The sequence below is a fragment of the Enterococcus sp. JNUCC 77 genome, from assembly GCF_054819945.1.
Genome location: NZ_JBTHIG010000003.1, coordinates 97,006 through 111,266, shown reverse-complemented (window position 1 = coordinate 111,266; position 14,261 = coordinate 97,006). Strand labels below are relative to the sequence as shown.

Here is a 14,261-nt window from a genome sequence, read left to right as displayed (position 1 = left end):
TAGATAAGCAGAATAAGATGTGACAAAGTTAGGAGGCTGACACGATAATGTGTCAGCCTCTTTTTGTGGTCTAACAATGAAATTCATGTCTAGCACAAGCGATTATATTTTCGAGATAGAAGTTTTATCTGTCAAAAATTTTTATAAACTCGCAATGATTGATAAGACTTCTCACTTGACAGTCGAGGAAATCGCTTGACAAAAAGAACGTATGTTCGATATAGTGCGGATTAAGCTTGATATGAAAGCAATCATAATGTTCATTTTTAAAATTTCTAATGAAAGGAAAAAGGGTGTTGGTATGCGAAAACAAATTGGGATTGCTGATATTAGCCGTTTTGCTAGTAGATTAATCGTTTTTGAAAAAAGCTATTATGCTAACAAAAATGCGAAAGAGCCTTATAAGAATATAAAATGTGCTCGTTACACAGTGAATGGCAGAAATGGTGATAAGGTGCAAAGTCATTTCATAAAGGGAAAAAAACATGAAGAAGTGGTTAAAACCGTCTCTTTAAGGGAATTATATCCAAATATCAAACATGTTTACGATAGCAATGGGGTATTGATTGCTAGAAGAAATGGACTAGGTAAGCCATTGTTAATTACTGGTAAAGGGTTTACTAAGTACATTAGAACAAAATAAAGAATCAAAAAATTATTTTCTCTTTTTTCGTTTGCTTGAAAAATTTGTGGCGAAATTGTGGCACTTGGAGAGTAAAGAATTGAATAGGAGTAGGCTTAGACGACGTACAGCATAAAATAATCAGTATTGATTTCAGGCAGTATTCGTCTTTGGAAAGGGATTTCGGTTCCTTTAGCAAACGCAACTATCCAGGACTTTTCGACAATGAACACTTGCAATAAAAGTAAGTGGTAAACACCAAGGAAAACGATTCTCAAAGCAATTTATAGCGCCTTGCCTAAACAACGCGACTACTAAGGGGGCAAAGGCTTACGCACAATCAATGAAATTATTTGATCGGGTTTCCAGTAATGAGGAAACGCATAGAATCCTAGAAACAGGAAAGAGGGTTCATGTCGTGTGTCGCAGATACATTGGAGCACTTGCCATGACATTGTGAAAACAATCGAGCATTTACCGTTGTTCCTTAGGGTACTAGTTACGGACGCCAAAAACTAGGTGAAATTATTTATGTATGATTTACAGTTTTCAACAAACGAAAAAAGAGAAAACACGTTTTATTTAGCAACAAAAGATTTCTTGTAAAGGGGTGAAATAGCCAATGAGGGATTGGGTAGTACAAGTTTTAGGAGTTGATGGTGGCGTTCGTTTTGAATCATTGACTCATGGAACAGAGAGACAAGCAAAGCTGTTACTAGCAACTTTTGAACATAGAGCAGGGTATCCATTTAACCATTAGGAGGAACAGGAATGAGAAAAAAGTTTAGTTTAGGTGAAGTAAAAAAGCGATACAAATTGTATAAATCAGGGAAGCGTTGGCTTGTAGCAGCAACCGTATTTGTCGGTCTGTTAGGTCTAGGAAGTGTCACACAGGCGGACGAAATTAGCCCCACACAAACACAGGATTCAGCAGTAACCGTAGTTGAGGACACCACAGATAGTGTGTCTGACATACCAATCACAGAAGGTGAAAATCCACAGCCTAGCGAAGACGAAATCGCAAATGCAAACGGCGGAAACATTATTCAACCTAGCGAACAGTTCCAACAAGAACAAGAAGCTAAAGCCTATCAATCGAGAGCGGTAGATCAATTACCAATCTATCAAGCTTACAATCCAAACAGTGGGGAACATTTCTTTACCCAAAGCAAAGCTGAAAAAGACGGATTAGTTAAGGCAGGTTGGAGAGATGAAGGAGTCACCATGTATGGCTCCTCCTCTGGAAATGCCGTTTATCGTGTGTACAATCCCAATACAGGAGAACACCATTACACCACTTCAACTACAGAAAAAAATGGTTTAGTAAAAGCAGGTTGGAAAGATGAAGGTACTTCATGGTATGCGCCTTATGATGGGGCAGCCGTTTATCGGTTAGTTAATCCAAATGCAAAAGGAATTGGATCTCACTACTATACGACTAATACGTCAGAGCGAAAATGGCTGATGGATTCTGGTTGGAGGAGTGAAAGTATTGCATGGTTTAGCGTAGGATCAAGAAACAAAGTAGATAAATTAGTAGATTGGTTTTATGTACGTCAAGATATAGGTATTACTTATAGCATGTTGATTCCTCAAAGAAATGGTCCAAAGCAATATGACTGCTCAAGTGCCGTGTATTCAGCATTAATTGAAGCAGGCTATTTACCACAAGGAACAACACTAGGAAATACCAGTACCTTATCATGGTTAAATGGCAGCGTCCTTACTGAAATTTCAAGAAGTGAAGTTCGTAAGGGAGACATTTTTATTTCAGGTGATCAAGGCAATTCAAACGGTGCAGCAGGTCATACAGGCATTGCTTCCAGTAACACTACAATTGTTCATTGTAATGGAGCTGATAATGGCATAAGTGAAACACAGATTGAAGGGCGGACAGGCCCTACACCGACAAAGTGGTATCGCTTGAAATAATTTCATTTTAAAATGAAATTTTGTTATAATTTAATAATTAGAACGCTTCAAACTGTTAACAACTATATCAGCAAATCTTCCAACAATTAAGCAAAAATTGGGGATTCAGCTAGAAGGAGAAAAAAATGAAAGCAAGAACAGTATTAGGAAACGTTGTTTTAGGTATAGGCGCAGTATTGGCAGTGGGAGTATTTGCCAGTACCAACGCACAAGAAACAGAGGCAACAACATTGTACCGTGCATACAACCCGACGTCAGGGGAACATCTATTTACGACAAATACGATTGAAATTCCGTATATTTCGCAATTTGGTTGGAGAGACGAAGGGACAGCATGGGCGGTACCAAGTTCCGGTGAACCAGTTTATCGTATGTTAAATCCCAACACAGCAGATCACCACTACACATTAAGTGCTAGTGAACGAGACAACTTGAAAATCAAAGGTTGGCGCTATGAAGGGGTAGCATGGTATTCAGGCGGAAAAACAGAAGTATTCCGTATGTACAATCCTAATGCAAGAACAGGGACCCACCATTTTACAACAAATGGGCAAGAATGCGACTACTTAGTTCGCAAAGGTTGGAAGTATGAAGGTGTCGCTTTTTATAGTGGGACTGATGAAAAACCAGTAGAACCTGAAAAACCAGTAACACCGACACCAGTTGACCCAATCGGCAATAGCGGTATTTTAGAAAAAGATATGGATACTGCAGGAGATAAAGCAGAAGTAATGTGGAATGATCCAAATAGTGATTTTTATGTGGGTTGGTTTATCTTACATGAAGATCCTATGTCAACAAAAGGCTGGGCATATATTATTGAACCTGTAAAAATGACTAACGGCGAATATTGGTACACAGTTAAATTTTATTTATATGATTCGGCAACAGGGCAAGAAATTAAATAATCAGATATTTTAAAGCACTTAGAGAAAACTCTAGGTGCTTTTTTATATATAAAAATATAAGAAATGGAGGAAACACAATGAAAAAAGGTAGAATTTTAAGAACCAAACTGGCGACTATTGCAATGTTATTGTCAGTTGGGGCAAGTACCTTTGTAGCACCAGTTGCTTCTTTAGCAGAAGTAACTACTCAATCAACGACTGAAACCATAAAGGATTCAAGCGTTGACAGTTCTTCAAAAGAGGAGAACAAAAATAAAAAAAATACGGAGGAATCTAAATCTCAAACTAATAATAGTGTTGAGGAGAAAGTAACTACAGAAGAAAAAACTGTAGAAAGCCAACCAGTAGAACGTGTTGCTAATCAAGCTCTTACGTCAGATCAAATTCAACAATTGGCAGAGCGCGAAGGAGCAGCGAAATACAATACAGCTGGTTTAAGTAATGAAGAAATTGAACAACTAGGATTGGCTATTTTCGGTGAATATCAGCCAGCTGGTGCGTCTGTCACTATGAAAAATGACAATGGCGAAGAAGTAAATATTCCTTTCAAAATGAAAGCTATGACTCGTGCTATTGCTAGTTCTAATTCGTTTAATATGAATTATGTGTTGACTGGTCACGGAACAACTTCACGCTATCCAATTATGAATCACCACTACGTTGGTTCAAAATATGCGTACTGTATTGACCCCAACGTTTTATTTGGAAACGGTCTGGACTATACCTCTAAAGAAATGGATATTTCAAATGAAACATACAAAAATATCAATGATGTATTAAATTTTGGCGCACAAGATGCTTCTGATGATGTAGCGTCAGGATACACTCAACTATTGGTATGGTCTCGCTTAGGCTGGGACGTGACAGAAGTTGGCGGAATTGGAAACTTAGAAGGATTCAAAGCATACCAAGCAGAAGTTGAAGCTAAAATGCAACAATGGTATAAACCTGCTTCTTTTAATGGTCAAACCGTTAACCTAAAAGTTGGTGAATCAGTAACTTTAAATGATACTAATAACAGTCTTAAGGATATGGATTTAGTTTCAAACAATACAGGAGTAGAGTTAAAACAAAATGGAAATGATTTAACAATCAAAGCAACTGAATCTACAAATAAAAATGGAACAATTAGTTACATTAAAAGAAATACTAGATCAGAAACTGCATTAATTTGGTCAGCTCCTAATGCACAAACAGTTGCAACACCCGGTAAAGCAGACCCTAACTTTACTGTTTCAACAGTTAAAGTGAATATCGTCAAAGAAGGAAAACTTACTTTAAAGAAAACTGATGAAAACGGCAAAGCAATTGCTGGCGCAAAATTCAACATTACGCCTACTTTGCCAGATGGTACAAAACAAGCAACAAAAGTTTACACAACTGACGCAAACGGTAATTTTGAAACACCTGTTTATGAAGAAGGCACAAAAATTGATTACGAAGAAATCGCAACAATCGCAGGACATTACATTGACCCTGCAACTTCTAAAGGAACAATTGTAATTAAAGACGGTGGAAACGAACTTGTGGTGAAAAACCCAACAGTGAAAGTTGCTTTAGACTCACAAGCAAGTAATGTTGATGGTGCGCAATTTGTTAATCCGTTAAAAGACCAAAAACTACGTGATGAAGTCATGATTGATGGTCAACAGTTGCCTGAAAATGCACAATTACGCTTAACAACTGATTATGTTGAATTTGGAACTGGTAAACAGTTAGGCGAAGAATCATTGAAGAAGACAGAAGAATTTACTGCTAAACAAGCAAAATTTGTTCATAATGTTTATTACGATTTTAATGCTGAAGGCATGAATGGTAAAAAAGGTGTATTTACAAATGAATTAGAATACTACAACCCATCAATTAAAGAATGGGAAAAAGTAGCTTCTCATAGTGATTTAAACAATGAAGCAGAATCTATTCAATTTGTAGAGCCAAAAATCCACACTGAATTTTTCGCCTTTGACAACAATAATAATGCAGTTAAAAACCCTGACCCATTAGAAAAAGTAAGCGGTTATGACCGTGTGTATTATGAAAACTTAATTTCTGGTCAGCCTTATCAAATTGATTTATCAATCATGGATAATGAAACTGAAAAACCATTTACCGATCCTTTAGGTAAAGAAGTAACAGGAACTTTAGACATTGTGGCTGGTAAAGATGGTGTTGTGACTTCTAAGGTTCTTGCAAAAGACTACTACAAAGCAACTAAAGAATCTAACGACAAAGTAGACGCTGAAAAAGACACAGAAAAAGCAGACAACGAAACTGTTAATTCTGGTTCAAAAGTTGAAGCTAAAACGCTTGAAGCAACAACTGCTGATTCAACTGACAAAGACGCAACAGAAAACGACGATACAGCAACTAAAGAAGAAAATGACACTGCTACTGAATTTTCTAAATTAGAAGAAGTTGAATTAGTAAACGGTAATGTAGATGTGCCATTTAAAGACTTGAATCTAACACAAGCAGCAGGTAAAGTAATAACTGCTTATGAAGCACTTTCTTCTAAAGGTACAGAACTAACAAGCGAAAAGAACCTTGACGAAGTGAAACAACAATTAAACGTCAATGTCCCTGAAACGCCTGTTAAACCAACAACACCAACTAAATCTATCCCTCAAACATGGGGATCATTAAGCGATATGCAAAAAGTTTTAGCTGCTGTCGTAATGCTTGCAATTGTTGGAGCAATTGCAACTGTATTATATCTTAACCGCAAAAAAGAAGTAAAAGAATAAGCGGGAAGGCTATAAACAAAGAACCAAACTTTCTCTCTAGGTGCCTGTAAAGGCGCCTAGTGTCTATCATGTGTCTTTTTTCTTGTGTCTCATTCTAGTTTTCAATTGGGAGGAATACGTGAAAAAATTTTTAAGAATATTACCTATTTTATGGTTTATCGTGGGTCTAGTCTTTGCAGGTCTTTGTTTTTACGGTTACTCTTTGTTGAAAACAACGGATAACGACATAAGCATGACGCACCAAATACAACCAAAAAAGGAAACAAAAAAAGCAACAGAAGAATTAAACGATCAAGCCAATTTTGACCCGGATTCAATTAAACCAGTGTCACCTAGTGAGTATGCTAAGGCACAACTGAACTATGAAAAGATTGTCAATCAGTGGGGAATTGGTGCCATATACATTCCTAGTGCCAATATTAGAACCAAGGTTCTAGCAGGAATGAGTAATCAAAATCTAATGGTGGGCGTTGGGACTTATTATCCGGACCAAGCTTTAGGCAAAGGCAACTACGTTTTGTTGGCCCATAACCTTGTAGAAGGCGGAGGCGCTTTAGGACGGATTTCTAACACACAATTATCAAGTGTCATATACGCCACCGACTTTACTAATGTTTATGAGTATTTCACAACAAAAAACGAGGTTGTCAATCAAGCCAATGGTGAAGTTTTAGACCTACCAAAAGAAGAAGAAAAAGCAAAGATTACCTTCATACGTTGCGAAGGTGGTATGAATACGCCTAATCGAGCAGTAGTGCAAGGAGATTACGGCAATTCTTATCCAGCTGAAGAAGCTACGCTCGAAGTAAAAGAAGCATTGGGATTGTACAAAAAAGTTGATACAGGAACAAAAACTACAACTGAAACGACTGATAATCAACAACCAAACAGCAATTTAAAAAACAGTAATAATAAAAAGAATCAGTTCAAAGAGAGCAAGGAATCACGATACAATGGACTTCAGCGGTTTTGTATTGTGTGCTTTCAACTGATGAATGATTGGTTTATTCAACTAATGGTGGGCTATGCAGGGATATTTATTTTCCTTTTAGTTTTTAGCCAACAGATGTTAAAACGAATAAACAGCTAGCTAATTGAACAAGAAGGGAAGATAGATTTTTGAAAAAATTCAGCAAGATTTTATCAGCATTACTGATCTCAGCTCAAACCTTTATAGCAACACCTTTGAGTGTTTTTGCAGAAGAAGATCACTCAAAAGATAAAACGGAACAGGTAGAAAAATCCGAAGAACAGGAATCGGAAGAAGCTACCAGTAGTACCAGTACCACCGCAACAACTCCTAACAGTACGGCAACAAGTAGTACTAGTACCAGCAGTACCACTTCAAGTAGTCAGTCAACCACAGGAACGACTGATAGTGGAACAAGTACCTCAACGTCTAATGAAGCGCCGACAGATGGAACCACAGATAGCAGTACGACAACGGCAAGTAGTGAAGAACCAAAACAGGAAGAACCTACTACAAACCAACCGTCAGCAGCACCGACAACAAGTGCTGCCATTAGTCAGCAAAGTACAACAGATGTGCGACAATTGGTGCCTTCAGTAACGGTCACTGATAACGGCAGTATTCACTTTGAAAAAGACGAGTCAGTAGATAGTTTTATTCGCAAAATAGGCGAGTCTGCAAGAAAAATAGGGCAAGAAAAAGATTTGTATGCCTCAGTCATGATCTCTCAAGCAATTTTAGAATCTGCTTCAGGTCAAAGCACGTTAGCCCAAGCGCCAAACTATAATTTGTTCGGCATTAAAGGGACACACAATGGTAAAAGTGTTTCTATGGCTACACAAGAAGATTTTGGGAATGGCAATCTTTACAGTACACAAGCAGGCTTTAGAGTCTATGAAGATTATGAAGATAGCTTCAGTGACTATGCCACATTGTTAAAAGAAGGCATTTCAGGCAATAGCGAGTTTTATTCTGGCGCTTGGAAAAGCAATGCGCCAACTTATCAAGACGCAACGGCATTTTTAACAGGAAAATATGCCACAGACACTAGCTACAACCAAAAATTAAACGGCTTAATTGAAACCTATGAATTGACTGAGTATGACAAAGAAGTACAAGGGGCGCCAGTGAGTGCTACTGGCTACGCTGTACCAGTGAATAACTATTCGATTTCAAGTCCTTTCGGACCAAGAGGAAGTGAATTTCACCGTGGGCTAGATTTAGCAGCCAGTCAAGGAGAACCGATCCATGCTAGTAAAGCAGGGACAGTCTTTAAAGCTGAGTATCACTACAGCTGGGGCAATTATGTGGTTATTCAACATGACGACGGTATGACCACTTTATACGCCCACCAACAACAATATTCAGTAAAAGCAGGGGATCACGTTGAGCAAGGTCAAATCATTGGCTACGTAGGCTCAACAGGAGATAGTACAGGCGCACATTTGCATTTAGAAATTTGTAAAGATGCAAGTTTGTCTCAGTCTATGTTGATTGATCCTGCCAGTGTCATTTTTTAAAAAATAAAATAATAATAGTAGAAAAGCTATCTAGCAATGATTTTGTTAGGTAGCTTTTTTTTGTGAAAGGAATAATAAATGAAAAATAAAGCAGTAGGTTTAATGGTTGATGATTATACAACCAAAATCATTTTTGAAGACAATTTTCTAAAACAAATTCAAATTAATTTACGAAAGTATAAGGAATTAGTTCTAAATGATCTAGTAGATGAAGAATCAATACTTGATATCGAGCAGATTCATTTAGTATTAACGAATCAAAAAGTAGTAACAGTGCCGGTTGTAAATGGGCGAGACCATTATCAAGATTTAATTGGTGCAAATTCAGTGAATCAAAAAGGGTATTTTACTTTTTTTGCTGACCCTAGTAATCCGATACATAGCAATATTGGAAGAAGCGGCGGTATTAAGAAAAGGTAATTCTAGTTATTCATTCATTTCATAGAAAGATAGCAAAACAATATTTGAAACATTTAAAAACTAAGGAAAAAACGAACGGTAAAAATTCCTGAAGCCAAAAATCATTCGGTTTTTACTGAAAAAAAGAGATCTCCTGAAATCAATATTATTCGTGTTTTACTGCAATTTACGTGAAAGAATATTTTGTAGAATCCAAAAAACAGCCAGGGGGAAGACTGGCTGCTCAAGGAGGAGTTGTGATTATTCACAAAAATGAAAATAAGTTTTATTAGGTTGGCTAAAGTATAGAGCCAACGCGTTAATTTACAAAGACATAAAATTGAAGAATAAAGGAAAAATAGCAGTAACCTTGTCCTATCAACAATTTCATTTTTTTTAATTTTTAAAAATACTTGATAACAGAGGTGATAACTATGAAAAACGACTTTGATAAAAGTATTACTTTACTTAAAGTCATATTTTTAACATCTATGGTAATCTGGTCCTTTTTTACGATTAAAACATATATATCCTTGAATTATGAAACACAGGAAGCAGAGTCAATCCACGAAATTACGAGAGAAGATATACAGAATTATTCTGCAATGGGCCAATACGAGCGACAAAAGAAAATAGAATATTGGAAGTCGGAAGTATTTAAAAAATTTTCTAAACAAGAAATAGGCACATTATTAGATAATATGTTAATTGAGAATACACCCAAAACTGGAATTGGTAACATGGTTGATTTGAAATAGGAAAATTGCTGATTAAGGTCAGTGATCGAAACAAATTACCTACAATTGGAGAGGAGCTTCGCTTTGAATGAAATTCCCTGATATAAGATACAAATTAAGAACGAGTATCAAGGAAAATATAAATATCATTGAAATTATGATCTGTACAATAGATTTTAATGGTGAAACAGTCACATTAGGAGAATTGATTAGCTATGCTTCAGGTGAATGTGTCTTTATAGAAAACCATGCAATTGAACTGAAAGAAATGAAATTCAGAAATATTGATGAGGCTACACTTCATGTTGAAGCTGTATGTGAAGATTATTGTGTATCTGAAGATTTTTATTCTGAACAAGGCGTACCTAAATTTACTAATTAAGACTTGATTAGTTAATAATCGAAATACTTCATTTCAGAACTAATCTCGCAAATGGTAGACATATTCAATAGATTATAAACGAAATATCAAATGAGAATAGGGAGAGAGTCGGAAATGAATCATACTCCATTACCATATTTAAGAACTCAGTATCAATTATATAAACGAAGTAATGACGAATTTGAAAAAGGAAAAATCAAAGAATCTATGAAAGAAATTCTAGATGGAAAGGATTTTTCTTTCATATTGCCTAAAGGTTGGGATAAAGAGCTCGAAGAAATATTTCAATTACTTGATTATAAAATTACGAGGATTCCATAAACGACGGAAATAGCTGACACCTGAAAGGAGGTACTCATGGCTTATTCAACAGAACATTATTTTGTAAAACCAGTGATTCCCAAAATAAGATTAGGTTTAAGCATCAGAAATATTCCTATCACAAAATTTGATTCGAAAATTGAATTATTGATTGGTGATACATTCAGCGAATCAACAATTTTTTATTTTATCAATGATAATTTCTTTAGAAAAAGGGTCAAGGATTACAGAAGACTATACGAATATGTATTAATTGAATACGAAAGAAATAATGAATTTGATCTCATTAAGCAAGCAGAAGTGAGATTAGATAATTTAGATAAAATTATTTGTGGGCTCAGTAGATCAAGTGTCAATTTAATAAATTTGCAACCTAAAGATTTAAATTATTGGGTCTTACAAACATTCAAGCATAGACGAGTTATTTTGAAAAAATTGTATCCAAAGAAACAATTTCCTTTAATGAACGAGCTATTCAATACGTGTAATGTATTTCTAAAAGACCTTGGAAAACTATCAATAAAGATCGACGACTCTTTAGATTATTATTTCGATATTGGAAGTAATCTGGATTGGTTTATGTTGAACATTACTGAGTGTCCGTTTCATGCAGAAAATAGTTTCAAGCAGCTGTTTAGTGGATATGTCCTAACTGAGAACGATTTGATAGCTTTGTCAGGAACTTTCAACATTTTATTACAGAAAAGCGCTATCGATTTATACCGAGCAAATGATCCTGATTTTATGGAAAAAGTAGCAATCTATAAAACGTTATTCCAAAATTTATTAAAGAGTGGAAATCGAATAATTAATTTAAAGGATATGGAGAAACGAGCGGAAAATAAGGTCAAGCAGAGCTTGGCACGTATAGAAGAAAAGAAACAACTGAAAGCTAAAAATTATGAAATTCATTCTATGCACGAAATTGCTATTGATAGAAAAATTCATGATATAGAATAGTCTATCATTCAGCAATCGAAACATTTTGCAGAACAAAAAAACTCATTATGAAAATAATGAGTTATAGAAATTAATTCAATTTTTTGAAAGTAATCAATGTAGCACCTTTAATTTGGAAAGAAGTTGACATATATGAATACGTTACTAATTCCCAACCTTCCTTAGCGCGCTCATTGATAAGATTGTCTAGTTCAATTAAGTCGCTTGCTTCTGCTTTGTCCGTAGCCATTTTAGTTTTTGTGTACAATATTTCAGATTTATAAGTGTACATTTAATCCCTACTTCCTTTTTTATTTGTTGATTATACAATACAAAGTAAAAAAAAAATAGGTGAAAAATGATATTAGGAACAACTAACCAATTAGATAAAGTCGGTAAACGACGGAGATTACGGAATTGTGAAAAGAGGTGTGGAGATGAATTATCTTGTATATTCATTATTATCTATTGAAAAAAATCATTCAGAAATTATCTGTATTGATCCTAAAAAGGAAGTGACATACTATGAATGATTCAAGATTCCAAAAGCTTCAAGAAGAAGTTTTGGAGAAAAAGTCCCAAGAGAAGATTAACCAATATCAAAAAGAACTAGAAAAATTGAATAACACCGAACAGCTCCTATTAGATTCACTAGATAAAAAGGAATATGTTCGATCATTTTATTATCGGTATCATATGAATAAAGAAGGTTTTTATTGTTTTCTAGGACTCTTATTGGCAACACTTATTGTCTCTTTAATAGGAATCATTACTGGTACAAAATGGATAGTAACAGCTATAATTTTTTTGGCAGTTACGTTTGCTTCGGGCAGTGTATTTCTGTTAAAAACCGAAACATTTACAAAATTTGACAAGTCAGGTATTTATGAACAACTTTTAGTGATAAAAGAAGAACAGAAGAATCTAAATAAGAAATTGGAATTGGAAAACACGCCTAAAGATTCATCGAATATACTAAAAATTACGAGCAATGAAGAAGACACAAGCGATTAAGCTTGTATTTTTTTTACTCAAAAAGAAGGGAGAATGTAATGGCAAAGGACTTTTCATCAAGGAAAAAGGTGTCTATTCAAGACTTTCAAGAGAAAGTGGAAGAACAGGAGCCACCGAAAAAAAAGAAAGAAAAGAAGGAAAAGAAACAAGCAAAGCCAAAAAAAAAAGGGAAGATCGCCAGTTTCTATAAAGAAAAAATAGTCTCAGTCATTGTGTGGGGCTTTATTGGGTTGTTGGTGGTGGGTTGTATCACCTTCTTATTAAAAGAGGTGGAGGTCTCTAATCAGCTAAAAAACCTCCAGCAACAAGTCCAAAAACAAAATGAAATCATTGAAACAGTCAATAAGAATACGGAAAATAGCGGGAATTTTGACGTGTTTAATCGGTCTTTTATCATGAAATTTTATAACACGAAAGACGACCAACAAGCCTATCAAGATGCTTTAAAGAAATATTTTCCAGTAGATACCACCATTCCAATGAATGATCCTGCAAAAAGCAACAAGAAAGTATTGTCTATTCAATTGTGGGAAAAGAAAAAACAAGACGGTTTTTATCAAGTGAAATATCTCATTGATTATCAAATCGACGAGGAAAAAGGACAAGAATTATTTTGTTACAACGTAAAGGAGAAGAAAGGAAAATATCTTGTTCAGTCTATCCCTTATAAACAGGTGCCAGCTGTTATGACCAACAATAAAATTGCGAAAGCCACTAATCTACCAGAATCCAATGAGGAACAGATCGACACGAAAGAAAAAACTGCCGTCAACAATTGGTTAAAGGACACCTTCTTTCCTAAGTACGTTGAAACCAGCGATAAAGAAGTGGTGAAATACATGATGAAAAATCCCGAAGTATTGGGAGGCGTCATGACCTTTAAAAATATTCAAGAAATGGCTGCTTATCCAATGAAAGGGGGGAGAATAGATTGCTATGTGATAGTGACTGTCACAGACAAGCAACTATCACAAGACTACAACAATGCTTATCACCTAATCATAGAACAAGATGATAACGACCAATTTGTTGTAGAGAAATTGGCCCACGATATTAAAAACTAGGAGGAAGTAGTGAATGAAATTATTAACTGGGTTACAAAAAATGAATTACGTTTTAGCTAGCGCACCAACAGGAGGAGCATTTAAGAATTGGATATTGCAGTTAGGGGGAAATGTCCTAATTGCTGCTATGGTCATTTTTTTAATTACCGGATTTGCCAGACAATCTATTGGAAGAATTGCGGGGGTTTTAATTCTAGGGGCCTTTTGTGCATGGTTTTTAAATAGTCCAGATAGCTTCTTAGGTGTTTTACGAGGCGTTGCAGAATTATTCGGACAGTAGAAAGCAGGTGAGAACATGCCACCATTAAACTACCGTACTATTTTCAAAAAACCGATTATCATTAATAGTATTGCCGATTTTATCTTACCCTTTTCAATTGAGTTGAAACGAGCTTTATTAGCCGTACCTGCACTATTGATTCTATGGGTACTAAATCGCTTTGTCTTAAACTACGTTTTCCCATTGATTCATAATATGACCATTTCCTTTATCTATTATGGCGTAGGTATCTACTATTTGTCTGGTTGGTTCGCAGATGAATACACGATTTTTGACAATAAAAATTTGATTTTATTTTTGAAGAACTATATCAAGTATTTCACTAAAATCAAAGTAGGGAATCGGGTTTTAACAGATAATCAAATTATCACCAATCTTGAGCCAAACATTCGCTTTTCTAAAGCGAAAATCTAATCACAGGAGGTGAGC

The 14,261-nt window shown here is 35.4% G+C and carries 17 protein-coding genes; 16 read left to right on the top strand and 1 reads right to left on the bottom strand.

The features are described 5' to 3' along the window. Positions 1-241 precede the first annotated feature (241 nt). The 12 genes from ACVWNY_RS18435 (at position 242) to ACVWNY_RS18380 (ending at position 11,495) form a co-directional block, all read left to right on the top strand. Complete coding sequence (locus ACVWNY_RS18435; RefSeq protein ID WP_454072411.1) at positions 242-643, top strand: type IV conjugative transfer system protein TraE; 402 nt, start codon at positions 242-244, stop codon at positions 641-643. Between the two features lie 601 nt (positions 644-1,244). Further along, positions 1,245-1,382 carry a hypothetical protein gene (locus ACVWNY_RS18430; RefSeq protein ID WP_454072410.1) on the top strand — a complete coding sequence of 46 codons (138 nt, stop codon included), beginning with the start codon at positions 1,245-1,247 and terminating at the stop codon, positions 1,380-1,382. A gap of 11 nt (positions 1,383-1,393) precedes the next feature. Beyond that, a complete protein-coding gene (locus tag ACVWNY_RS18425) occupies positions 1,394-2,554 on the top strand; it encodes a peptidoglycan amidohydrolase family protein (RefSeq protein WP_454072409.1) in 1,161 nt (386 codons plus the stop codon). 125 nt (positions 2,555-2,679) lie between these two features. Next, complete coding sequence (locus tag ACVWNY_RS18420) at positions 2,680-3,462, top strand: hypothetical protein (RefSeq protein WP_454072408.1); 783 nt, start codon at positions 2,680-2,682, stop codon at positions 3,460-3,462. 77 nt (positions 3,463-3,539) lie between these two features. Then, positions 3,540-6,206: a VaFE repeat-containing surface-anchored protein gene (locus tag ACVWNY_RS18415; protein WP_454072407.1), complete on the top strand. Its 2,667-nt coding sequence runs from the start codon at positions 3,540-3,542 to the stop codon at positions 6,204-6,206. A 118-nt stretch (positions 6,207-6,324) separates the two neighbouring features. Further along, complete coding sequence (locus ACVWNY_RS18410; RefSeq protein ID WP_454072406.1) at positions 6,325-7,296, top strand: class A sortase; 972 nt, start codon at positions 6,325-6,327, stop codon at positions 7,294-7,296. Between the two features lie 29 nt (positions 7,297-7,325). Then, positions 7,326-8,696, top strand: coding sequence for a M23 family metallopeptidase (locus ACVWNY_RS18405; RefSeq protein WP_454072405.1), 1,371 nt, complete (start codon positions 7,326-7,328; stop codon positions 8,694-8,696). Positions 8,697-8,774: 78 nt separating this feature from the next. Continuing rightward, positions 8,775-9,116: a hypothetical protein gene (locus ACVWNY_RS18400; RefSeq protein ID WP_454072404.1), complete on the top strand. Its 342-nt coding sequence runs from the start codon at positions 8,775-8,777 to the stop codon at positions 9,114-9,116. A 413-nt stretch (positions 9,117-9,529) separates the two neighbouring features. Further along, entirely contained in the window at positions 9,530-9,853 is a 324-nt protein-coding gene (locus ACVWNY_RS18395; RefSeq protein WP_461211763.1) for a hypothetical protein, read from the top strand. A 67-nt stretch (positions 9,854-9,920) separates the two neighbouring features. Next, complete coding sequence (locus tag ACVWNY_RS18390) at positions 9,921-10,214, top strand: hypothetical protein (RefSeq protein ID WP_454072402.1); 294 nt, start codon at positions 9,921-9,923, stop codon at positions 10,212-10,214. Between the two features lie 114 nt (positions 10,215-10,328). Continuing rightward, the gene (locus ACVWNY_RS18385) at positions 10,329-10,535 is read left to right on the top strand and encodes a hypothetical protein (RefSeq protein WP_454072401.1); all 207 of its coding nucleotides are present in this window, start codon (positions 10,329-10,331) and stop codon (positions 10,533-10,535) included. Between the two features lie 36 nt (positions 10,536-10,571). After that, positions 10,572-11,495 (top strand): hypothetical protein, encoded by a 924-nt coding sequence (locus tag ACVWNY_RS18380; RefSeq protein WP_454072400.1) that lies wholly within the window; start codon positions 10,572-10,574, stop codon positions 11,493-11,495. 70 nt (positions 11,496-11,565) lie between these two features. On the opposite strand, the gene ACVWNY_RS18375 is transcribed toward ACVWNY_RS18380, so the two are convergent. After that, complete coding sequence (locus ACVWNY_RS18375; protein WP_454072399.1) at positions 11,566-11,766, bottom strand: DUF4177 domain-containing protein; 201 nt, start codon at positions 11,764-11,766, stop codon at positions 11,566-11,568. 233 nt (positions 11,767-11,999) lie between these two features. On the opposite strand from ACVWNY_RS18375, the gene ACVWNY_RS18370 reads away from it, so the two are divergent. The 4 genes from ACVWNY_RS18370 to ACVWNY_RS18355 are packed head-to-tail and all read left to right on the top strand — an operon-like array spanning position 12,000 to position 14,246. After that, positions 12,000-12,488, top strand: a complete 489-nt coding sequence (locus ACVWNY_RS18370) for a hypothetical protein (RefSeq protein ID WP_454072398.1) — start codon at positions 12,000-12,002, stop codon at positions 12,486-12,488. Positions 12,489-12,526: 38 nt separating this feature from the next. Continuing rightward, positions 12,527-13,552, top strand: a complete 1,026-nt coding sequence (locus ACVWNY_RS18365) for a hypothetical protein (RefSeq protein ID WP_461211762.1) — start codon at positions 12,527-12,529, stop codon at positions 13,550-13,552. Positions 13,553-13,565: 13 nt separating this feature from the next. Further along, positions 13,566-13,832: a TcpD family membrane protein gene (locus ACVWNY_RS18360; protein ID WP_454072396.1), complete on the top strand. Its 267-nt coding sequence runs from the start codon at positions 13,566-13,568 to the stop codon at positions 13,830-13,832. 15 nt (positions 13,833-13,847) lie between these two features. Beyond that, positions 13,848-14,246, top strand: coding sequence for a TcpE family conjugal transfer membrane protein (locus ACVWNY_RS18355; protein WP_438721398.1), 399 nt, complete (start codon positions 13,848-13,850; stop codon positions 14,244-14,246). Positions 14,247-14,261: the final 15 nt, after the last annotated feature.